The sequence below is a fragment of the Achromobacter sp. 10T422 genome (genome assembly GCF_056394065.1).
Genome location: NZ_JBFTHD010000004.1, coordinates 57,568 through 77,443, shown reverse-complemented (window position 1 = coordinate 77,443; position 19,876 = coordinate 57,568). Strand labels below are relative to the sequence as shown.

Annotated in this window: 22 protein-coding genes; 4 read left to right on the top strand and 18 right to left on the bottom strand. The window is 64.3% G+C overall.

From position 1 onward, the window contains the following. Positions 1-11: 11 nt before the first annotated feature. On the top strand, positions 12-1,121 hold the full coding sequence (locus AC1DB0_RS10925) for a porin (RefSeq protein ID WP_175168459.1): 1,110 nt from the start codon (positions 12-14) through the stop codon (positions 1,119-1,121). A 219-nt stretch (positions 1,122-1,340) separates the two neighbouring features. On the opposite strand, the gene AC1DB0_RS10920 is transcribed toward AC1DB0_RS10925, so the two are convergent. The 8 genes from AC1DB0_RS10920 to AC1DB0_RS10885 all read right to left on the bottom strand — a co-directional run bounded on the left by AC1DB0_RS10920 (position 1,341) and on the right by AC1DB0_RS10885 (position 6,970). Next, positions 1,341-2,312: a type II toxin-antitoxin system HipA family toxin gene (locus tag AC1DB0_RS10920; RefSeq protein ID WP_476756882.1), complete on the bottom strand. Its 972-nt coding sequence runs from the start codon at positions 2,310-2,312 to the stop codon at positions 1,341-1,343. An 84-nt stretch (positions 2,313-2,396) separates the two neighbouring features. After that, the gene (locus AC1DB0_RS10915) at positions 2,397-2,636 is read right to left on the bottom strand and encodes a helix-turn-helix domain-containing protein (RefSeq protein WP_391569115.1); all 240 of its coding nucleotides are present in this window, start codon (positions 2,634-2,636) and stop codon (positions 2,397-2,399) included. A 148-nt stretch (positions 2,637-2,784) separates the two neighbouring features. Beyond that, a complete protein-coding gene (locus AC1DB0_RS10910) occupies positions 2,785-3,600 on the bottom strand; it encodes an RsiV family protein (RefSeq protein ID WP_054425776.1) in 816 nt (271 codons plus the stop codon). A gap of 31 nt (positions 3,601-3,631) precedes the next feature. Next, positions 3,632-4,408 carry a lipoate--protein ligase family protein gene (locus AC1DB0_RS10905; protein WP_054425774.1) on the bottom strand — a complete coding sequence of 259 codons (777 nt, stop codon included), beginning with the start codon at positions 4,406-4,408 and terminating at the stop codon, positions 3,632-3,634. After that, the gene (locus AC1DB0_RS10900; protein ID WP_054425772.1) at positions 4,405-4,680 is read right to left on the bottom strand and encodes a lipoate protein ligase C-terminal domain-containing protein; all 276 of its coding nucleotides are present in this window, start codon (positions 4,678-4,680) and stop codon (positions 4,405-4,407) included. The genes AC1DB0_RS10905 and AC1DB0_RS10900 overlap by 4 nt, the downstream gene beginning before the upstream one ends. Positions 4,681-4,706: 26 nt before the next feature. Further along, a complete protein-coding gene (locus AC1DB0_RS10895) occupies positions 4,707-5,171 on the bottom strand; it encodes a GNAT family N-acetyltransferase (RefSeq protein ID WP_054425770.1) in 465 nt (154 codons plus the stop codon). 18 nt (positions 5,172-5,189) lie between these two features. Then, on the bottom strand, positions 5,190-5,891 hold the full coding sequence (locus AC1DB0_RS10890) for a glutathione S-transferase N-terminal domain-containing protein (RefSeq protein WP_175168462.1): 702 nt from the start codon (positions 5,889-5,891) through the stop codon (positions 5,190-5,192). Positions 5,892-6,064: 173 nt separating this feature from the next. After that, positions 6,065-6,970, bottom strand: coding sequence for a DMT family transporter (locus AC1DB0_RS10885; RefSeq protein WP_447577598.1), 906 nt, complete (start codon positions 6,968-6,970; stop codon positions 6,065-6,067). A gap of 124 nt (positions 6,971-7,094) precedes the next feature. Here AC1DB0_RS10885 and AC1DB0_RS10880 point away from each other — a divergent pair, with 124 nt between their 5' ends. Further along, positions 7,095-7,562 carry an Lrp/AsnC family transcriptional regulator gene (locus AC1DB0_RS10880; protein ID WP_054425764.1) on the top strand — a complete coding sequence of 156 codons (468 nt, stop codon included), beginning with the start codon at positions 7,095-7,097 and terminating at the stop codon, positions 7,560-7,562. A 16-nt stretch (positions 7,563-7,578) separates the two neighbouring features. Here the strand turns inward: AC1DB0_RS10880 and AC1DB0_RS10875 are convergent, their stop codons facing one another. From AC1DB0_RS10875 to AC1DB0_RS10860, 4 genes are all read right to left on the bottom strand, one after another. Next, a complete protein-coding gene (locus AC1DB0_RS10875; protein ID WP_476756881.1) occupies positions 7,579-8,070 on the bottom strand; it encodes a glutathione peroxidase in 492 nt (163 codons plus the stop codon). A gap of 90 nt (positions 8,071-8,160) precedes the next feature. After that, positions 8,161-9,360 carry a DUF1501 domain-containing protein gene (locus tag AC1DB0_RS10870; RefSeq protein WP_454668736.1) on the bottom strand — a complete coding sequence of 400 codons (1,200 nt, stop codon included), beginning with the start codon at positions 9,358-9,360 and terminating at the stop codon, positions 8,161-8,163. A gap of 9 nt (positions 9,361-9,369) precedes the next feature. Beyond that, positions 9,370-10,872 (bottom strand): DUF1800 domain-containing protein, encoded by a 1,503-nt coding sequence (locus tag AC1DB0_RS10865; protein WP_476756880.1) that lies wholly within the window; start codon positions 10,870-10,872, stop codon positions 9,370-9,372. Beyond that, positions 10,844-11,158 carry a hypothetical protein gene (locus AC1DB0_RS10860; protein WP_476756879.1) on the bottom strand — a complete coding sequence of 105 codons (315 nt, stop codon included), beginning with the start codon at positions 11,156-11,158 and terminating at the stop codon, positions 10,844-10,846. The genes AC1DB0_RS10865 and AC1DB0_RS10860 overlap by 29 nt, the downstream gene beginning before the upstream one ends. 133 nt (positions 11,159-11,291) lie before the next feature. Here AC1DB0_RS10860 and AC1DB0_RS10855 point away from each other — a divergent pair, with 133 nt between their 5' ends. Continuing rightward, a complete protein-coding gene (locus AC1DB0_RS10855; protein WP_175168464.1) occupies positions 11,292-11,624 on the top strand; it encodes a hypothetical protein in 333 nt (110 codons plus the stop codon). On the opposite strand, the gene AC1DB0_RS10850 is transcribed toward AC1DB0_RS10855, so the two are convergent. Next, positions 11,587-13,242 (bottom strand): methyl-accepting chemotaxis protein, encoded by a 1,656-nt coding sequence (locus tag AC1DB0_RS10850; RefSeq protein WP_476756878.1) that lies wholly within the window; start codon positions 13,240-13,242, stop codon positions 11,587-11,589. The genes AC1DB0_RS10855 and AC1DB0_RS10850 overlap by 38 nt on opposite strands. Before the next feature lie 143 nt (positions 13,243-13,385). Then, entirely contained in the window at positions 13,386-14,804 is a 1,419-nt protein-coding gene (gene phrB, locus AC1DB0_RS10845; protein ID WP_476756877.1) for a deoxyribodipyrimidine photo-lyase, read from the bottom strand. Between the two features lie 369 nt (positions 14,805-15,173). On the opposite strand from phrB, the gene AC1DB0_RS10840 reads away from it, so the two are divergent. Then, positions 15,174-16,622 carry a CoA transferase gene (locus tag AC1DB0_RS10840; protein ID WP_054425752.1) on the top strand — a complete coding sequence of 483 codons (1,449 nt, stop codon included), beginning with the start codon at positions 15,174-15,176 and terminating at the stop codon, positions 16,620-16,622. Between the two features lie 103 nt (positions 16,623-16,725). Here AC1DB0_RS10840 and AC1DB0_RS10835 read toward each other — a convergent pair whose 3' ends face one another. The 4 genes from AC1DB0_RS10835 to AC1DB0_RS10820 all read right to left on the bottom strand — a co-directional run bounded on the left by AC1DB0_RS10835 (position 16,726) and on the right by AC1DB0_RS10820 (position 19,799). Continuing rightward, positions 16,726-17,262, bottom strand: coding sequence for a peroxiredoxin (locus tag AC1DB0_RS10835; protein WP_054426338.1), 537 nt, complete (start codon positions 17,260-17,262; stop codon positions 16,726-16,728). Between the two features lie 134 nt (positions 17,263-17,396). Then, positions 17,397-18,935, bottom strand: coding sequence for an adenylate cyclase (locus AC1DB0_RS10830; protein WP_476758657.1), 1,539 nt, complete (start codon positions 18,933-18,935; stop codon positions 17,397-17,399). 31 nt (positions 18,936-18,966) lie between these two features. Continuing rightward, a complete protein-coding gene (locus AC1DB0_RS10825) occupies positions 18,967-19,131 on the bottom strand; it encodes a hypothetical protein (RefSeq protein ID WP_175168467.1) in 165 nt (54 codons plus the stop codon). A 260-nt stretch (positions 19,132-19,391) separates the two neighbouring features. After that, the gene (locus AC1DB0_RS10820) at positions 19,392-19,799 is read right to left on the bottom strand and encodes a DoxX family protein (RefSeq protein ID WP_054425747.1); all 408 of its coding nucleotides are present in this window, start codon (positions 19,797-19,799) and stop codon (positions 19,392-19,394) included. Between the last annotated feature and the right edge of the window lie 77 nt (positions 19,800-19,876).

Below are 19,876 nucleotides of genomic sequence, written 5' to 3'. Positions count from 1 at the left end.
GGGAATATGTAATGAAAAAGACTCTGCTCGTCACCGCGCTGTTCGCCGCCTTGTCCGGCGTGGCTCAAGCCGAAACGTCGGTGACGCTGTACGGCCTGATCGACACTGGTATCGGCTACCAGCGCATCAAGGGCGATGGCTACCACGAATCGAAAGTCGGCATGGTCAACGGCGTGTCGAGCGGCTCGCGTTGGGGCCTGCGTGGCGCCGAAGATCTGGGCGATGGCCTGAGCGCCGTGTTCACCCTGGAAAGCGGCTTCAACTCCGGTAACGGCCAGTCGGGCCAAAGCGGCCGCCTGTTCGGCCGCCAAGCCACCGTCGGCCTGAAGGCTGATTCGTGGGGCCTGCTGGAATTCGGCCGTCAGACCAACATTGCGTCGAAGTACCTGGCAGCGATCGACCCGTTCGCCGGCAGCTACGGCCAGGCTAACGTTGGCGTGGCCTTCAGCGCCGCCAACACGGTCCGCTACGACAACATGGTGCAGTACTCGACCCCGTCGTTCAGCGGCTTCCAGTTTGGCGTTGGCTACTCGTTCAACGCAGCTGACACCACCGCCGCCCAAACCGGCTTCAAGACCGCCGACAACACCCGCGCCATCACGACCGGCCTGCGTTACGTCAACGGCCCGCTGAACGTGGCTGCCACGTACGACCAGCTGAACCCCGCCAGCCAGCTGAACAACGACGCGACGCCCAAGTCGTGGTCTATCGCCGCCGCCTACGACTTCGAAGTGGTCAAGCTGGCGCTGGGCTTCGGCCAGACGCGTGACGGCTGGTTCACCGGCCAAAGCATCAACTCGTTCGGCAGCGGCAGCCCCACGGCCAGCAGCTTCGGCACGAACGTCGCCGTCTCTGGCTTCAAGGCCAATTCGTACCTGGTCGGCCTGACCGTGCCGCTGGGCGCCAGCAGCATCCTGGCGTCGTGGCAGCGTGCTGACCCCAACGGCAACCCGCTGACCGCCGGCAACGACTCGACGATGAACGTCTACAGCATCGGCTACACGTACAACCTGTCCAAGCGCACCAACCTGTACGCGCTGGGTTCGTACGCCACCGACTTCGCGTTTGTTGACGGCGTCAAGAGCTCGGTCGGCATCGTGGGTGTCCGCCACCGCTTCTAAGCGCCTGACGTGAGCGGGCGGCGCGCCATCGGTGCGCGCCGCCCACTCCTTCATGCCGCGGTTGTATTGAGCGGACTGGGCGTCTTACCCGGCCACAGACGCGAAAAAAGCGGCCACCTCCCTAGCTCCACCCCCAGTCCGCTCACCCGAACCCCGGCCTCGAAGAGGCCTTGCCGTTTCCCCCACGCGAGCGCAATCCGATTTTCGCGGTGTTGCCGCTCAGTGGGGCCGCGCGTGCCGCTCAAAAGCGGGCGCAAGCCGCTGAATCTGTGCGGCCCCGACGCCAGCGTCGGCCAATGCGCCGCGCCATCCCTCATGCGTGATTTGCCACACTTCGGTGATGATTTCCCAAGCCTGGGATTCCGTCAGGGAAAACTGCGGGGCGCTGGAAACGGCGTTACGAAAGGTCGACAGGGCGCCTTCATCGCCCACCAGCATCCCCTGATAGATGCGCTGGTTGGCCAACACGGATGGGACAAGGTCAAACGCGGGCGCAAGCTGTAGCGTGTCGATGCTCAAGACGTCGTCGCCGTCAAAGAAGCCGTGGTTGAGTTCGTGATCGTCCGTATTGGTCGTGGCGATATTGAATGCCAGCCGCCTGAACCATTGCCGCCGGTCGCGGGCAGGTTCTTCACACCATTTCGGCATTTGACGCGCAACACCGGGATAGCTGCCATGCGCCGCAGGAGGTAAGTCGGGCACTTCCAGCGCGGAGCGCGCGGAAGCGTAGCGCAGGCGGCCAAACCCGCCTTCCGGAAGCACGGTCACGTCAAAACGCCGGCTCAGGAAAACCGCGCCTTGCGCCGTTTCGATCAATTGGCATTCCGGCACATCGATGCCTGCCTTGCGCGCAAGCGCATACATCGCGTATTCCTGGCGGGCATTGTCGGGCAGGTCGGGGGAGTCGCTGACCGAAGGAAATTTGGCGATCCAAATGTGGCCCGCCTCAAGCACGGAACATTTGGGGCGCGCGCCGCCCAGGCTACGCCCCGGACGCAATAGTTGTTCGGCTTCCACGGGCAAGGGTTGGCCCCGTTCGATAGCGGCGGCGGCATGCTGAATCGCGCTTAATTCAGAGACCGACGCCAGCCAGGTGGTGTCGTCGACCTCGGACGCCGAGTCGCTGAAAAGGAGCGCGCCCCGACCCATAGACGAAATAGCCCACGCCTGCGTGGGATGTGATCTCTTCATGACGGAACAGCCCGGCAACGACGGGCGTTGCTTGACCGGGCAGGTAGATCCAGACATAGAGCGTGCGCGCCATGGTGATGGCCGTCAAAAATTGTTGTCCAAGACCGGCTCGGCCAGGGACGTGGGGCGCTGAAGGCTGGCAAGCCCGTCGATGCTGCTATCCAGATCCAGCGCCCAGAGCACGGCCAGGTAATTGCCGATGGCGGTGGCCGCTTCGCCTTTTTCTATCGCCCGGACAGTGGAGAGCCCGATGCTGGCTGCTCGGGCGAGCCGCTCCTGGGTCCATCCGCGCTGTTTGCGCGCCGTGCGCAGGCGTGCGGCCAAAAGTTGTAGGCGATGTTGGCTGCTAGGAGGAAGGGATGCCGCTAGATTCATTGCCATAAGAACGAAAAAAAACCGGATTCGTTGTTATACAAACGATTCCGGTCTTTGGCAATCGCCGTGGCTGAGCCGCGGGCTAGCCGCCATTACGCTACGACTTCGGCAACAGCTCCGGCTTCAGGATGCCGCGCAGGTCCGCGTACGGAATGCTGAGTTCCGGCTCGCCGTGCGAGTAGGGCGCAATGGAATAGGCGTCGTACTTCACCACGATGCCGTCGCGGGTCAAGGCGTAGTTGTCGCTTTCCTGGAAGGGCCACATCTTGTTGTAGCTGGCCGGGTCGCGTTTGGCGTCGGGGTTGCTGGTGAGCCATTTTGCGTGCGCGCGCTGCAAGGCGGCGACGTACTCTGCGCGGCGGCCCGGAATCAGGGCTTCGTCCAGGCTCATGACGCGGCCCCGCGAACGTTCCCAATTCAAATATTGCGTCGCCGGGATGCCGTGCGCGGCGCCGGTCAGGAACTGTTCGGTGTGCAGTTCAATCGACACGATGTCGCCCACGGTGTCTTTCACGCTGGCCTTGAAGTAGGTGGCGTCGCGCGGTCGCGCCGTGGACCAGAAGTACTGCGTGTATTCCGACAGCGTGTCGTAGGCGCCGCGCCGGTTGGCGTCGGTGCCGGTCATGTAGGCCAGCACGTGGTCAACCAGCGCCGTCAACTTGGGGTTGCCGGGAAAGGCGACGCTGTCGATTTCAATGTGGGGGCAGTCGCCCTCGCAGCCGGGTTTGTTCGATGCCCACTTGATGCGTTCGGTGGACAGGTCGCCCACCTTTTCGGCCGTGGTGCTGCTGGTGGTGGGCGTGGCGAGCGTGATGTTCGCCGGGGGCGCACTGCTGCAGCCGGCAAGCGCCAGCAGAGCCGCGCCCAGAATCAAACCGCTTATCGCGCCTTGCGGCGTGAACGTGCGACGCATTGAACTACCTCCACAAATTCATCAACTGCCGTCAGGGCACGACGCCGGTCCATTCGGCTGAAGAGAATTTCTCGTCAGCCTGTTGCTGCGCTTTGGCCAGCGTATCGCTGCCAATCTGCCCGGGGGTCAGACGATGCAGGCTGGCAAAAGTTTCCAGCATGCGGTCAATGATGACCTCGCGCGCCAGGCCCGTCTGCGTGCGCAGCGGGTCCACGCGTTTCTTCGCGCTGGTGGTGCCTTTGTCAGACAGCTTCTCGCGGCCGATACGCAAGACTTCGACCATTTTATCGGCGTCGATGTCATAGGACATGGTCACGTGGTGCAGCACCGCGCCCGCGCGCCGGGCTTGGGCGGCGCCGCCGATCTTGCCAATGTCGGAGGCGATGTCGTTTAGCGGCTGATACCAGGCCTTGATGCCCAGGCCTTGCAGCGCGGTCAGCACCCAGGCGTCCAGGAAGGCATAGGATTCCTGGAAGCTCATGCCGTGAACCAGGGCTTGCGGGGCGCTGAGCGAATAGGTGATGGAGTTGCCGGGTTCGATGAACATCGCGCCGCCACCGCTCACGCGGCGCACGACTTCGATGCCGTGGCGTTTGGCGCCTTCCGGGTCGACTTCATTTTTCAGGGATTGGAAACGGCCGATCACGACGGCGGGGGCGGCCCATTCCCAGATGCGCAAGGTCGGCGGGCGTTGGCCTGCGCCGACCTCATCGGTGATGACGGCGTCCAGCGCCATGTGCAGCGCGGGCGCCTGGGGGGCTTCATGAATCAGTTGCCAGTCGTAGTCGTTCCAGTCAGTGCGCGTCATGCAAGCGCCCTCCGCAACACTACAGCCACGGCTTCGGCGGAAAAGCCGAACATCTCGGCGTCGGCAGGCAGGGCGGATTGCACGGCAACGGCCAGTTCCAATTCGCCGGCATCGGCCGGCATGCCGTTCAAGCCGGCATTGATGGCTTCAAGCGCTTCGGGCGGCTCAAGAAAGAAGTCGCCGCTGATGCGCACATTGGCCAGGCGGCCGTCGCGCACTTCGAGATCCGCAACGACCAGTTTGCCGCCGGGGACTTTGTATTCGCCATGCATGGGCTTTCCTTGAATCAGTACAAACACTACAGGCTGAGTTTCATGCCGTCATGGGTGGCCACGAAACCCAGGCTTTCATAAAACCGGCGCGCATCCGGGCGGGCGCGGTCGGTGGTCAGTTGAACGATGCCACAGCCTTGCAGGCGGCATTGCTCGATTGCCCACTCGAACATGGCGCGTCCCAGGCCCTGGCCGCGTGACGACGACGCGATGCGGACGCTTTCGATTTGCCCGCGCCATTGTCCCAGCCGCGACAAGCCGGGTATGAACGATAACTGCAAACAGCCGACCAGGTGTGAATCCTGCTCAACCACGGCCAGGAACTGATTGGAATCCTGCGCAATGGCCGCGAACGCCGCGGTGTAGCGCGGGTTCAGCGGAACCGAGGCGTCCTCGCGCGTGGCGCCCAATTCGTCGTCGGCCAGCATGGCGACGATCTGCGGCAGATCTTCCTGGCGTGCGCGGCGAAAAACCCGTTGCGGATGAGACATGGCGCGTGCTCCAGAGCGTTAGCGGGGCAGGTTCTGCGAGGTCTGGCCGAACAGGATGCGGCGCGATTCTTCATCACTGATGGACGGCGCGGTATTGATGGTGTCGGCCAGCGCATAGGCGCGTTGGGTGGCCGGGCGCGCGGCGATGGTATTGAACCAGCGTTGCAGGTGCGGGAAGTCGTTCAGGTCTTGGCCCTGTTTGGCGTGCGGCACGATCCAGGGGTAGGCCGCCATGTCGGCAATGGAGTAGTCACCGGCGACGAATTCGCGGTCGGCCAGGCGCTTGTTCAAGACGCCGTACAGGCGGTTGGTTTCCTTGACGTAGCGGTCGATGGCGTAGGTGATGCGTTCTTGCGCGTAGCCGGAAAAGTGGTGGTTCTGGCCGGCCATGGGGCCCAGGCCGCCCATCTGCCAGAACAGCCATTGCGAGACTTCGGCGCGGCCGCGCACGTCGGCGGGCAGGAACTTGCCGGTCTTCTCCGCCAGGTATTGCAGGATGGCGCCCGACTCGAACAGGGAGATCGGCGCGCCGCCATCGGCCGGGTCTTGGTCAACGATGGCGGGGATGCGGTTGTTCGGCGCGATGGCCAGGAATTCGGGTTTGAACTGATCACCGCGGCTGATGTTGACCGGGTGAATTTGATAGGGCAGGCCGGTTTCTTCAAGGAACAGCGTGATCTTGTGGCCGTTGGGGGTGGTCCAGTAGTAGAGATCGATCATAGGGTGTGTCCGCAGAGTCATGGCGCCGCCGGCGGGGCCGGCGGATGGAAAGGCCATGATAGCGGGGCCGTAGGCGCAGCCCCCCGAATAACCGGGGCCGGGGGCGGGTTTCTACGTGTGCGCGGCGGGGGGCTTCAGACCGCTATTTCCAACCGCAGCTCCAGACCGCCGCCTCAGACCGCACCCGGCCGCGCCCGGCCCGGCAGCCGCCACGTCCAGTTCAAGCTGACGCCGGCCGCGGCCACGAAGATCAGCGCCACCCCGATCACCTGCGTGGCGTCCATGCGGTGACCGTAGACCGCGAAGTCCAGCATGATCGCCACAGCCGGGTAGATGAAGCTCAGCGCGGCGGTCGACGTCGTCGGCAGCTTCTGGATGGCCGAGTACATCAGGATGTACATCAGGCAGGTATGGATCACGCCCAGCGCCACCAGATACCCCCATTGCAAGGGTGCTGCGGGCAGGGCATTGAAATCCGCCATCGGCAGCAGCATGATGGCCCCAAGCGTGACCTGCACCAGCGCCAGCACCTGAGGCGGAATACCCCTCAGCCGTTTGACGATGATGGCGGTGACGCCATACAGCGCGGCGGCCCCCAGGCCCAGCATCAGGCCCGACAGATAGGCCGCGCCGCCCGCGCCCGCGGTGTCCGTCAGACGCAGCACCAGCAGCAGGCCGGCAAACGCCACGACGGACCAGGCCAGCTTGCCGCGCGTCGGGCGTTCGCCCAGGAACAGCACGCCCAGGCCGATCAGGAAAAAGGGTTGCACGTTATAGACGGCGGTGGCCAGCGAGATCGACGCCAGCCGGTAGGCGGAAAACAGCAGCACCCAGTTCAAGACCAGTGCGGCGCCGGCCACCAGCGCCAGGGCCAGCGTTTTGGCGGTGAACAAGCCGGGCTTGAGCAGGCCCCGCGCCCAGCAATACAGGAACAGTGACAGGGCGCCGAAGACGCAGCGGAAGAAGACGACGTTCCAGGCGCTTTGCCCGGACTCCAGGACGAAGACGCCCAGCGTGCCCGATAAGGTCATGGCGGCGGCCATTTGCGCCAGGCCTAGGCGTTCTGATGCGGGGTTCATGAGGGTTCTCCGGCGGGCCAGTCGGCCACAAGGTGCGATGGAGAAATTATCCCAGGCGGATTAACGCGGTTATATGATGTTCGCGTGGTGCTTTTGACGTCAAACCTTGTTTTAGGTGGAATTTATGCAAAACGACCTAAAAAACGAAAACCCAGTCTTGGACGGTATTGACCGCCGTCTGGTGGAGACCCTGTCGGCCAATGCGCGCACCACCACGGCCGATCTGGCCCGGCAGGTGGGCATGTCGGCGCCCAGCGTGGCCGACCGCCTGCGCAGGCTGGAAGAATCGGGTGTGATCCGCGCCTACACCCTGGACGTGGACCCCGTGGCGCTGGGGTACACGCTGGAAGCCATCGTGCGCATCCGGCCGCTGCCCGGGCAATTGCGCCACGTCGAAGGGCTGATCCAAGAGATTCCGGAATTCGTCGAATGCGACAAGGTGACGGGCGATGACTGCTTCATCGCCCGCGTGGTGTTGCGGTCTATCTCGCACCTGGATGGCATTCTTGAACGCGTGACCGAGTTCGCCGAAACCAACACCGCCATCGTCAAGGCGCATACCGTGCGCCGCCGGTTGCCGCCATTACGCTAAGACGGCGGGCGCCGTGTCAGACGGGCGCGGACAGCGCCCGCTCGATATCGTCCTTCAAGCCGGCGGGCGTATCGGTGGGCGCATAGCGCTTGATGACCTGTCCGTCGCGGCCCACCAGGAACTTGGTGAAGTTCCACTTGATGCCTTCGGTGCCGAAGACGCCGCGCTTTTCGCCTTTGAGCCAGCGGTACAACGGGTGCGCGTCGGCGCCGTTGACGTTGATCTTGGCGTACATCGGGAAGCTGATGTCGTACTGCGTTGCGCAGAAATTGCGGATCTCGGATTCGTCGCCGGGCTCTTGATGGCCGAACTGGTCGCAGGGGAATCCCAGCACCGTCAGGCCGTCATCGCGCAGCGAGCGGTAGAGTTCTTCCAGGCCTGCATATTGCGGCGTGAATCCGCACTTGGACGCCACGTTCACCACCAGCAGCACGCGGCCCCGGTAGGTGCTCAGGGACTGTTCGGCCCCGTTGATGTCGCGGGCGGAGAAATCGAAGATCGTGCTCATGCGGGCTCCTGTTTCAGGCGCGGGAAGCGATTGCGTCAATGCGCCGGATTGCTCGCCGAGTGTAGCCCCTGCGCCTTGATGACGGGGCGCTCAGACCAGCTTCAAGTCCACGGGCGCCACGCCCGGAAACACTTGCGCCAGACGCGCCTTGTCCAGCCCGTACAAGCGCGCGAACAGGCCCGCAAAGACGGCGCGGTACTCGTTCAAGACCGGGTAGTCGCGGTCCTGGAACAGGGTTTCGTGTTTGACGGCGACTTGCCGCCCCGCGATGCGTCCGCCCTGGACATTGCCGCCCATCACCCAATACACCGTGCCGTGGCCGTGGTCCGTGCCTTTGTTGCCGTTTTCGCGAAACGTCCGGCCGAATTCGCTGATGACAACGACGGTGGTTTGCCGCCACGCCGGCCCCATCGCGTCCGCATACGCCGCCAGCGCGCGGCCCAACTGCCCAAGGCGGCCCGCCAACGCACCCTTGGCCGCGCCCTGGCCCACGTGCGTGTCCCAGCCGCCGACGTCGACAAAGCCCAGGTTGTAGCGGTCGGTCATGAAGCGGGCGATGCGGCGCACTTCTTTTTCCAGCTTGTCTGTTGACACGGCATTGCCATTGGCCGCCTGCATTTCGGCGTCCAGGTCTTGCCGAGTGGCGCCCATGATGCGCTGCCCTTCGGCCACCGAGGCGTCCAGTTCCGTGTGGCGGTACATCGATGCGATGGCGCGGTTGTCGGCCTCGCTCAGGCGCGATTTGCGGTTGGCGCCGCCCAGGTCAATGTTGGGAACACGCGCGTCGCCCCGCAGAATCTGCGGCACTTCGGACGTGAAGGCGGCAGGCTGCGCTGCCGACCCGTTCAGCGTGGCGGTCAGCCGGTTAAGAAAGCCTGAACGGTAATTGCCGCCGCCTTTTTCGCCGCCTCGTCCCAGCTCGATGCTGTTCTGGGTTTCGAAATGGCTGCGGCTCAAGTCGTCCGTGCCTGCAAACGGCACGAAGGCCAGTTGCTTCTTCTGATAGAAGGGCATCAGGCTGTCGGCCAATGCGGGATGCAGGCCCCAGCCGTCTGCCAGAGGCAAGGCCGAATCCGCGCCGCTGCCGGGCCGGCCAATGGCGATGCTGGGCCGTGATTCGTAATAGAAGTCGCTGGTGGTGGGCACCAGCAGGCTGGCGGCGTCGTAGGCGCCGCGCATGAAGACGACCAGCAGGCGGTTGCCCGACGCGGCGGGCGCGGCGTACAGGCGGCTGCCGCCCAGTAGCAGCGGGGCGGCGGCCATCATCTGAAGCAAGCGGCGGCGGTCCATGGGGTTCTCCTAGCGGCGCATGAATTCTGGCGAGGCCAGCAGGTAAGTATTGGCTTCTGCGGGCGTTTTCGCTTGCGCGATGGCGTCACGCGTGGCGGGTGACAGCGTGGTGAACAGGCCCTGTTCAGACGCCGACGTCAGCAGGGTCGGTAGGCGGGGCAGCACCAGCGGCTGCGTATCGTCGGGAAGACGGTAAAACACTTGCGGGGCGGCGGCGATGGTGCGTGCAATTTCAAAACGCTGCGTCATCTGGCCAGAACCCGACCAGTCAGACATGGCCAGCGGATAGCCATCGGGTGTGGGCCGCTGGTAAAGCCCTTGGCCCATTTGGCGCAGGATGGCCATGGCCGCTTTGGGGTTACGCACAGGCGGCAAGTCGGCATACGTTAGACGCAACGACGACAACACATAGTGCACCGGGTCCTTGAACACGCCCGTCTTCAGCGATGCCGTGAATTCAGCCGAGGTAAATAGCGTTTGCAGCGTGGCGGCAATATCGCCGTCTTGCGCCAGAAACGTCTTGGCCATCCGGTCGACCAGCGCAGGCGAGGGCGCATCGCCCACGAAGTACGCCGCCAGTTTGCCGCTGATGAAATGCGCCGTGGCGGGCTGGCGCGCCAGCAGGTCGAGAGCGTGGTCCACTTCGTCCAGGCCGCCGCCGCGAATCTTCTGGCCCAGAAACACCTTGTCGCCCGTGTCGTGGCGCCCGGGGTGGAACAGGAACAAGCCGTCTTGCACCAGTTGGCCACGCAGCTCAGGCTTTACCTTGGGCGGCTTGTCGTTGTTGTGCACGCCCAGCCCGGTCAGGATGCGGGCCAGTTCCTGCACGTCGGTCTGCGTGTAGCCGCCCTTGACGCCCAGCGTATGCAGCTCCATCAGTTCACGCGCGTAGTTCTCGTTGATATGGCCAACGGTATTGCGCGTGTTGTCCAGGTAAACCAGCATGGCGGGCGACCGGGTGGTGGCCCGCAGCATGTCGCGAAATTTCCCCAGCGCATGCGGGTGGATGGCGCGCGCTTCGTACTGGGGCAGATAAGTGCCGACGTCATTCTTGCCCGCAAAGACATTGAAGTGGTTCATCCAGAACCACGTCATCTGTTCCTGCAACTGATTCGGCGAATACAGCGCGCGCCATATCGTGCGGTAAGCGGTCTCGTCGGCGCGAACCCGCGAAATTGTCCGCGCTTCGCGCTGCGCTTTTTGCTTGGCGTCGGCATCCAGGTCGCGCGCGTCTTGGCGGATCTTGCGCTGCCGGGCCTGCGCGTCCTGATCAGACTCGTGGTTGATCGACAAGTCGTTGATGCGTTGTTGCACATCAATGGGCAAGGCCGCGTGGGCGTCGGGATGCAGCTGGCGTTGTAGATAACGGTCGGCGCCCAGCTCGTGGATGCGCGCAAGCTCCGACGGGGTCGCGCCCCAGGTGATGCGGTTGACCAGCGCCGCGTCATGCGCGCGGGTGTCAGCGGGCTGGGGCGTGTTCACCTTAGTTGCGTTCACATCGGATGCGTTCACATCGGGCGGCTGCGCCCGCGCGCGGGAGGCGGGCGGCAACCAGAGCAGCAGCGGCAACAACGACGAGCGCAGCAGAGACCGGCGAAGTGAGTTGGGGCGCAAAAGCATCATCGAACCAGTACCTTTCATGCGACGACAACCAGGGGCGATAAACACGGGTGACAACGCCGTGGCGACAACCCATGGCGATAACGAGTGTGACCGCATCATCGCGCAAGCGTTGCTTGCCGAGCGCGTATTGAAACGCAAGGAAACCGTTGCTTGCCGAGCGCGTATTGAAACGCAAGGAAACCGTTCCTTCAAACCGCCATCCCCAAGTGGCGCGTCATATCCCGGCACGCGCCGGGGCCATTGCCGCTGCGACGGCAGCGCCGTCCTATCATGGCGTTCAATATTTGCAGACTACCGGGAGCCCACGCATGGAAGGAATGATTGATCGTCTGGAAGGGATGCTTGCCAAGGGCACCGACAACCTGCTGTTGCGGTTTTCCCTGGGCAAGGCCTACGCCGAGCAGGATTGCTTTCGCGAAGCTGAAACGCATCTGCGCGCGGCGCTGGCGTTTGACCCCACGTATTCAGTCGCGTGGAAATGGCTGGGCAAGGCCTGCCTGGGCTTGGGTGACAAAGCGGGCGCACGCGCCGCGTGGGATAGCGGGCTGAAGGCGGCAGAGGCGCGCGGAGACAAGCAGGTCGAAAAAGAACTGCAAGTCTTCATCAAGCGGCTGGATAGGGAAGCTGCCGCGCAAGGCTGAGGGGGCGGGCCGGTTGCGCGGGGGCGCTGCCGCCCACCCGGAACACCTCAATCGCGTGACGCAACTGTGCGCCGCGCGTGCGCAAGTTGTCTACCGCCAGCGCGGCTTGTTCCACACGCGCGGCATTGCGTTGCGCCGCATTGTCCGTTTCCGAAATGGTGCGGCTGACGTTGTCGATGCCCGTGTGCTGCTCGGTGGATGTGGCCGCAATCTCGTTCATGATCTGCGTCACCTGCTGCACCGACGCCACAATATCCAACATGGCTTCGCCCGCGCGTTCCACATGCCGCACGCCGTCGTTGACGCGTTCATTGGACGCTTCGATCAGCGCCTTGATTTCGCGAGCGGCCGTGGCGCTTTTCTGCGCCAGGCTGCGCACTTCGGTCGCCACCACGGCAAAGCCCTTGCCGGCTTCGCCTGCCCGCGCGGCTTCCACAGCGGCGTTCAGCGCCAGGATGTTGGTTTGGAAGGCGATGCCGTCAATGATGCCCACCACTTCCGCAATGCGTGACGAGCTTTCCACGATGCCGTGCATGGCGGCCGTGGCATCGTGCACGACCTGTCCGCCGCGTTTGGCCACATCCGACGCCTGGCTGGCCATCTGATCCGCGCCCAGCGCATTCGACGCATTCAGCTTCACCGTGGCGGCCAATTGCTCCATGCTGGCCGCCGCCTCTTCCAGCGACGCGGCCTGGTGTTGCGTGTGGGCGGATAAATCTTCGTTGCCGTCGGCAATTTCCGAGGCGGAATGCAAGGCGCTTTCGATGCCGTTGTGCACGTCGCGCGTTATGCTGACGAGGCTTTTGCGCATGACTTCCAACGAGAATTTCAGGGCGCCGATCTCATCGCGCAAGCCGGCGGGCGGCATGGCCGTGCTGAGATTGCCGGCGGCGATCTGCCGCGTGAAGTCGGTAGCCGTCACCAACAAACCTGTGATGGACCGCGCAAAGCCCCAGCCCGACGCGAATATCAGCACGACGCCCGCGGCCAGCGCGCCCGCCGCCATGGCGAGTTCTTCGGGCGGCAGGCGGTCAATCATCGCGTACAGCGCGACGCCGCCCGCGCCCAGGAAGAGGGTGGACGCCAGCATCGCCCAGGCCAGCATGCGTGAACGCACGCCGGTCAGGCGCCAGAATTTCAGCCGCGCCAGCACCCCCATCAGCCCGGTGGGCCGCGCTTGGCCGCGATGCAGGCGCACGCCACGCGCGGTGCCGTTGCGCAGCCGCACATACAGCGCATCGGCCGCGTCAATTTGTTCTTGAGTGGGTTTGACGCGCACCGACGCATAACAGACCGTGACGCCGCGTTCGATGATGGGTGTGACGTTGGCCAGCACCCAGTAATAGCCGCCGTCTTTGCGGCGGTTCTTGACGACGCCGGTCCAGGATTCCCCGCGCTGGATGGTGCGCCATAGGTCGGCAAAGGCGTCTTCGGGCATGTCGGGGTGGCGCACGATGTTGTGCGCGGCGCCCACCAGTTCTTCGCGTGTGAACCCACTGACTTCCACGAACGCGGGGTTGGCGTAGATGATGCGGCCACGGGCGTCGGTGCGGGAGATCAGGTACTGCTCGTCGTGCAGCGTGTATTCCTTGTCGTAAACCGGCTGATTGTTGCGCATGCGTCTGTCGTCCTGTGATGGGCGGGGGGCGTGGTGCAGCCGGGCATCATCGGGGAGGGGGGCGTGCGCTGGGTTGATCTACATCAAAATATTGGGATGTTATGCAAAACGTAAGTCGGTGGCCGACGGTGGCTGCCGCGGCGTCACACGGCAGGCAAATTGCCAAAGGCCTCCAGCGCGCGCAGCCGGCTTTGCGCCAGATCAACGATAGCGGTGGGGTAGCCCGCCGCCGCGCGTTCCATCGGGCTGGGGTCATGAATGGCCTGGTCGTCCAGGTGCGCCAGCTCGGGCAGCCACTCGCGCAGGAACACCCCCCGCGGATCGAAACGGCGGGACTGCGATAGCGGATTGAAGACGCGGAAGTAAGGCACGGCATCGGCTCCCGTGGACGCGCTCCACTGCCAGCCGCCGTTGTTTGCCGCCAGGTCGCCGTCCACCAGGTGTTGCATGAACCAGGCTTCGCCCAGCCGCCAATCGATCAACAGGTTTTTCGACAGGAACATGGCCGTCACCATGCGCAGGCGGTTATGCATCCAACCTAGCGCCAGCAACTGCCGCATGGCGGCGTCGACGATGGGGATGCCGGTTTGCCCCTGTTGCCACGCCTGCAAGTCGGTGGGCGCATCGCGCCATGGCACGGCGGCGGTTTCCGGTTTCATGGGCAGGTGCATCGACAACGACGGGTAGGCGGCTAGCAGATGCTGATAGAACTCGCGCCACAGCAGTTCGTTGATCCAGGTAGCGGCGCCCGCCTTGCCGCTATCCAGCTCGCCATGGTTGGCGGCCAGCGCCGCGCGCAGCGCCTGGCCGGGCGACAGCACGCCCGCTGCCAGATACGGCGACAGGCAACTGGTGCCGGGCAAGGACGGAAAATCGCGTTCGTCTTTATAGGCGTCGATGACGCCATCGGCAAAGGCTTCCAGCCGGTCGCTGGCGGCGGCTTCGCCCGCCGGCCATAGCGCGCGGATGGCCTCGGTGGCAGGCGCAAAGCCGTCGAACGCATCCGGCAGCGGGTCGGCCTTCCAGGCGGGCGGGGTCTGCGCCTTGGGCGGGGGCAGGGCGCGCAACGGGGCGGTGCGCAAACGCTCGCGGCAGGTGCGCGCATAGGGCGTGTAGACGCGGTAGCACTCACCTTTGCCCGTCAGCACCGTGCCCGGGCGCAGCAGCGACGCGCCATGGTGCAAGGTCCAGTCCACGCCGATCTCGGCCAGCGCAATGCCCACGGCCGCATCGCGGCGGCGTTCATTGATGGCCCATTCCGTGTTGGCATGAACCTGGGCAATGTCGTGCTGCTTGCAGAACGCAGCAATGGCGTCGGGCGCGTGGCGCCAGTCGTCAACGGTCAGCAGCTTCAGGGGGATGCCGACGCCGCCCAGATCACGCTGCAACTCGTGCAGGTTACGCAGCCAGAAGTCCACCTTGGCGGGCGCGTCATCATGCTGGCGCCATTGCCCGGGCGACGCGATGAACAGCGCCGTTACCGTGCCGTTCGCGGCGGCGGCGGCAAGCGCCGGATTGTCGTGCATGCGCAGGTCGGTGCGGAGCCAGAGCAGCGTATTCATGAAGGGCGATCCAGAGCGTCAGAAAGGGGCGGGCGGCAGCGTTATCGATGCGCTGTCCAGGCGTTTTTCACTGAGGCTGGCATTCTATCTTGGCGCCGCGCCTGGAAGACGATGTAAAAACTACGAGTAGATGTGACGGCCGCGTGCGCGTATTTCGCGCGTCACACCGCGCCAAGCATGCACATTCCGGGTGGAGAAACCCGCCCGCTCCCCGGGGCGCGGGCCGCTGCCCCACCTTCCATGCATAGCGCGTCTGGCGCGGGGCGCAGGGCGGTCAAACCGTGAAACACGCTGAGCTCATATACGTATTGACGCGATATGTGCCCCCGCCATGTAATTCATCCAACGACTAGAGCCGAGTTGAACGCTATGGGAAATCTGATGGATTTACGCCCGTCCTTTCTACGGGGACGCACACCCGCCAGCAAGACGTCGCGCGACGTACTGCAGAAACTATGGCGTTCATTCGATTTGCCGGACGAATCGCTTGAGCATGTGCTGTTGACCGGCGCCAACCCCGTGCTGCCGTCTTCATTCGCGGTGGGTGCTGCGGCGCAGGTCAGCATGGCGGCCGCCGCCATGGCCGCCGCCGAGCTCTGGCACCTGCGCGGCGGCGCGCGTCAGCAGGTCAGTGTCGACATGCTGCACGCCGCCCAGGAATGCCGCAGCCACTTCACCATCAACGGCGTGACGCCCAACCCCTGGGACCCGATCAGCGGCTTGTATCGCTGCGGCGATGGCGGCTGGGTTCGCATCCACGCCAACTTCGCGCATCACCGGGATGGGGCGCTGGCCTTGCTGGGATGCCCAATTGGCGAAGACACCACGCGCGAAACGGTGGAACTTGCGTTGTCACGCTGGAAGGCCACTGACTTCGAACAGGTGGCCGCAGACGCCGGGATGGTGGTGGCCGCCATGCGCAGCTTTGACGACTGGGACCGCCACGGCCAAGGCCAGGCTATTGCTGCGCAACCCTTGATGACGATCGAACGCATCGGTGAGGCCGACCCCCGGCCCTTGCCGAAGTACGGGCACGACGCTCGGCCGCTGAAGGACATTCGCGTACTGGACCTGACGCGCATCATCGCCGGCCCCGTGTGCGGCCGTGCGCTGGCAGCCTATGGCGCCGACGTGATGCTGGTGAATTCACCGCACCTGCCCAACATCGACAACATCATCGACACGAGCCGCGGCAAGCTGTCCGTGCTGGCGGATCTGGACACGGCGGATGGCCGCATTGCGCTGGGCAACTTGCTGCGCAGTGCGCATGTGTTCGTGCAGGGCTATCGGCCGGGCGGACTGGCGGCATTGGGCTTTGGCCCGGAGGACGCCGCAAGAATTCGTCCGGGCATCGTCTATGTGTCGTTGACCGCGTACGGCAATGCGGGTCCGTGGGCCAACCGCCGGGGCTTCGATTCCCTGGTGCAAACGGCCACGGGCTTCAACCATGCGGAAGCGCAAGCCGCGGGGCAGGAAGCGCCCAAGCCCTTGCCAATGCAGATTCTGGATCATGCGTCGGGGTATCTGATGGCGTTTGGCGCGCAAGTGGCGCTGGCGCGGCAGGCCACCGAAGGCGGCAGCTGGCATGTGCGCGTGTCGCTGGCGCAGACTGCGCATTGGCTGCGCAGCCTGGGCCGGGTGGATGGGGGGCTGGCCTGTAAGATGCCCGGCTTTGACGGCTTGCTGGAAACCGAACACTCGGGCTTTGGCGAGCTTGTAGCCGTGCGCCATGCCGCCAATTTTTCAGAAACGCCCGCGCGGTGGACGCGTCCGTCCAGCCCGCCCGGATCGCATCCGACCGTCTGGCCGTTCAACTAAGCAACTCAGTCACTAAGTTACGACCAGGCGGTTAGCCTCTGTGGCCTATCGCTTGGCCTTATTGCTGGGGGCCTTACTGCTGGGGGCCTTATTGCTGAGGGCCTTACTGCTTGGCCTTCCAGTCGCGCAGCGCGCGCATCGTGTTGGACACGTGCGACTCGGGGTTCATGTCCGTGAATTCATACAAGATCTTGCCTTGCGGCGAGATCACATACGACACGCGCTGCGCGTAATCCGGGCGCTTGTCGTGCACGGCGTCATAGGCCTTCATGATCTTGCCGTCGCCATCGGCGGCCACCGCGAACTTGCTGCGGCACTCGCTAACCGAAAATTTGTTCAGCGTGTCGATGTTGTCGGTCGAAACCCCGATGACGGTCGCGCCTAGCGACTTGTATTCGTCGGTGGCTTCGGCGAAGTTGTGCGCTTCAATCGTGCAGCCTTGCGTAAAGGCGGCGGGGAAGAAATACAGCACGACCGGGCCTTGCTTGAGCGCCTCGTTCAGCTTGAAGGTGAAGACGTTGCCGCCCAGCGACGCCTGGGTGCTGAAGTCGGGCGCGGGGGCGCCGACATTCAGGGCGGCTTGGGCGGAAGTGGCGGCCAGCAGGCCGCAGAATATCAAGCAGGGGGCGAGGCGCTTCATGCGGTTCATGGGTGTCTCCGATATTCAATCAATCTTTTGCGGCGGGCCGCGGCGAGACGCCTACTGTAGTCCTGCCGCGATGACGGGTCCAGTGCAGCGGGACCCGCGCACGGGGTTCAGTTCCGGGATTCAACTCAGTCGCGATTCGGTCCGCCCCGTCCATCGTTGCCACGCGGCTGATCCCGGCCGCGCCCGTCGTCGCCGCCTTGTTGCCGCTTCTGCGGCTGCTCGCGGGCCTGTTGTTGACGGGCTTGTTGTTGCTGCTGTTGGTGCTGCTGTTGCTGCTGTTCGCGAGCCTGTTGCTGGCGCTGCTGCTGTTGCTGGTCTCGGGCCTGTTGTTGGCGAGCTTGCTGCTGTTGCTGTTGCTGTTCACGCGCCTGCTGTTGGCGCTGCTGTTGTTGCTGGTCTCGGGCCTGCTGTTGACGGGCTTGCTGCTGCTGCTGCTGCTGCTGCTGCTGCTGTTCACGAGACTGCTGTTCGCGCGCTTGCTGCTGGCGGGCTTGATCCTGCTGCTGCCTTTGCTGGTCGCGAGCCTGCTGCTGCCGCGCTTGCTGCTGTTGCTGGTCGCGGTCCTGCTGTTGACGCGTTTGTTGATCCCGAGCCTGCTGATCCCGTGCCTGCTGCTGACGGGCTTGTTGTTGCGCCTGCTGATCCCGCTGCGCCTGCTGCCCATCGCGCGAGGGCTGCTGCTGCGCTTGCGCTTGCGGCGGCCGTCCCGGTTGCGTCTGGATGACGTTCTGCCCTCGGGGCTGATCACCGCGATTGGGATTGCCGCGATTCGAGTCACCACGATTCTGGTCACCCCGGTTCGGGTCACCCCGGTTCGGATCGCCCCGGTTCACATCATTGCGGTCACCGCGATTCCCGTCGCCGCCGGGCCGTTGCCCTTCAGGCGGGCGTCCATTGCCGGGATGGTCCACAAACGCTTGCGGCGGGCGGCCCTTGTTGTGGTCATAGAACTGGGCGCGGTTGTTCCCGGCGTCGCGCACGAATCCACGCTGCATGTCGGTGGGTGGCGCGTGCCGGTCGTTGCGGGCCGCCACTTCGCGCGGGTCGGCCGCGCGCCGGATGCCGTCAGGGCCGCCGTGATAGCTGACCCGCCGGTTGTCGACGTTGTTGATGACCACATTGTGGTTGTAGACGTTGGTGACGCGCGTCACGTTCACATTCGTGACGGAGCGGTTGTAGTAGAAGCGGTCGCGCTTCCAATAGCCGCCCACATAGCCCAAACCGACGTAGCMGAAGCCGTAATTGATGCCGCCGTAGAACCCCACATGAGGGCCCCAGTAACCGGCGTTCCACACATATAGCCCGTTGACGAAGCCCCAGTAGCCAGGCGTCCAGAGCGCGCCGGTATAGGGCGCCAGCACCCAGGCGCCAGGCACCCAGAAAAAGCCGTAGCGGTTGCGGCTCCAATAGCCTGGCACCCACATATAGCCATCGGCTGGCGCGGGCGGCTGCACGTAGACGGGCAGCGGCGGCGGCGGTTCGGGGCTGCGGTCCACCAGCGCCAGGTTGGCGTTGGCGGGGTCGCCATTGTCATAGACGGGGGCAGCGGGCGCCGGGGGCGGCGGGGGCGGTGCATACGTTTGCGCCGCCGCGCTCGCGCAAACGGCCAGCAGCGCCGTGAAGGCCAAGGGTTGCAAACGGGAAATCCGGGCTAAGGATGTCATGGCAGTTCCTCATCGCATCCGATGCGAGGGCTCAATATCCGCGGTAGTAATAATGCGGCGCGGGATACGCGGGGTAGTAGTAGTGCGGCGTGTAGTAAACCGGCGCGGGGCGATAGTACGCCGGGCGGGCCGGCACCACCACACAACCGGTCAACGAACTGGCCATCACCAGCATCAGCAGCAGACTCTTCTTCATTTCGGTAACTCCCTACCTTGCGCCAGGCGTGGCTCACGCCCTTGGTGCGCTGGTAAGGATTAGGCCATACCAGCAGGCCAGGAGTTCTTCGTTGTAATCGTTCCGAAACAGCTTTCGCGTGACCGATGTTTGCGCCGGCGTGACGGCCCATGTCGTTGGTATCAATCTTTGCTGCAAAAGCAACGGGGCCGCCTGAGCGACCCCGTTGTCTGGTATCACTTGGCGTCGTGTTGTGTCACGCCGCCAAGGTCAGCCAAGCGTTAGTTCCAGCGGCCGCCATTGCCAGCCAGGCTGAAACGGCCGGCGCCCATGAAGGCGATGGCCAGTGCGGTAAAGAAGAACATGCCTTGCAGCTCCAGCGCCCAGCCACCCGTGTTGGTGATGGTGCCAAGCTGGCCGGTGTGCGCGAGCAACACCGCCACGATCATGTTGATGGCGATGATCAGGCCGCCCAGGCGGGTGTAGACGCCGATGATAAGCAGCACGGGGGCAATGATTTCGCCCACATACACGCCATAAGCCAGAAAGCCGGGCAGGCCATGCGAAGACAGCATGCCGCTGATGCCGGTCACGCCGCCGCCCATGAGTTTGGACAGGCCGTGAAGCAAAATCAGAATGCCGAGGGTCAGGCGCAGGATCAGCTTGCCGGTATCGTCGGACTTGATCATGGTGAGTTTCTCTTGTGATGGTTAAGGGGACAGCGGCTCGTTGGAGCACGCCGTTAACCTTTGGTTCCGCGTCCTGG

Excerpts from the sequence above, each read along its gene's own strand:
- AC1DB0_RS10925 (WP_175168459.1), top strand. The coding sequence starts at position 12 with ATGAAAAAGACTCTGCTCGTCACCGCGCTGTTCGCCGCCTTGTCCGGC.
- AC1DB0_RS10855 (WP_175168464.1), top strand. The coding sequence starts at position 11,292 with ATGGAAGGAATGATTGATCGTCTGGAAGGGATGCTTGCCAAGGGCACC.
- AC1DB0_RS10840 (WP_054425752.1), top strand. The coding sequence starts at position 15,174 with ATGGGAAATCTGATGGATTTACGCCCGTCCTTTCTACGGGGACGCACA.
- AC1DB0_RS10870 (WP_454668736.1), bottom strand. The coding sequence starts at position 9,360 with ATGGACCGCCGCCGCTTGCTTCAGATGATGGCCGCCGCCCCGCTGCTA.
- AC1DB0_RS10900 (WP_054425772.1), bottom strand. The coding sequence starts at position 4,680 with ATGCATGGCGAATACAAAGTCCCCGGCGGCAAACTGGTCGTTGCGGAT.
- AC1DB0_RS10825 (WP_175168467.1), bottom strand. The coding sequence starts at position 19,131 with ATGAAGAAGAGTCTGCTGCTGATGCTGGTGATGGCCAGTTCGTTGACC.
- AC1DB0_RS10850 (WP_476756878.1), bottom strand. The coding sequence starts at position 13,242 with ATGCGCAACAATCAGCCGGTTTACGACAAGGAATACACGCTGCACGAC.
- AC1DB0_RS10820 (WP_054425747.1), bottom strand. The coding sequence starts at position 19,799 with ATGATCAAGTCCGACGATACCGGCAAGCTGATCCTGCGCCTGACCCTC.
- AC1DB0_RS10910 (WP_054425776.1), bottom strand. The coding sequence starts at position 3,600 with ATGCGTCGCACGTTCACGCCGCAAGGCGCGATAAGCGGTTTGATTCTG.
- AC1DB0_RS10880 (WP_054425764.1), top strand. The coding sequence starts at position 7,095 with ATGCAAAACGACCTAAAAAACGAAAACCCAGTCTTGGACGGTATTGAC.
- phrB (WP_476756877.1), bottom strand. The coding sequence starts at position 14,804 with ATGAATACGCTGCTCTGGCTCCGCACCGACCTGCGCATGCACGACAAT.
- AC1DB0_RS10895 (WP_054425770.1), bottom strand. The coding sequence starts at position 5,171 with ATGTCTCATCCGCAACGGGTTTTTCGCCGCGCACGCCAGGAAGATCTG.
- AC1DB0_RS10890 (WP_175168462.1), bottom strand. The coding sequence starts at position 5,891 with ATGATCGATCTCTACTACTGGACCACCCCCAACGGCCACAAGATCACG.
- AC1DB0_RS10875 (WP_476756881.1), bottom strand. The coding sequence starts at position 8,070 with ATGAGCACGATCTTCGATTTCTCCGCCCGCGACATCAACGGGGCCGAA.
- AC1DB0_RS10920 (WP_476756882.1), bottom strand. The coding sequence starts at position 2,312 with ATGAAGAGATCACATCCCACGCAGGCGTGGGCTATTTCGTCTATGGGT.
- AC1DB0_RS10885 (WP_447577598.1), bottom strand. The coding sequence starts at position 6,970 with ATGAACCCCGCATCAGAACGCCTAGGCCTGGCGCAAATGGCCGCCGCC.
- AC1DB0_RS10905 (WP_054425774.1), bottom strand. The coding sequence starts at position 4,408 with ATGACGCGCACTGACTGGAACGACTACGACTGGCAACTGATTCATGAA.
- AC1DB0_RS10835 (WP_054426338.1), bottom strand. The coding sequence starts at position 17,262 with ATGAAGCGCCTCGCCCCCTGCTTGATATTCTGCGGCCTGCTGGCCGCC.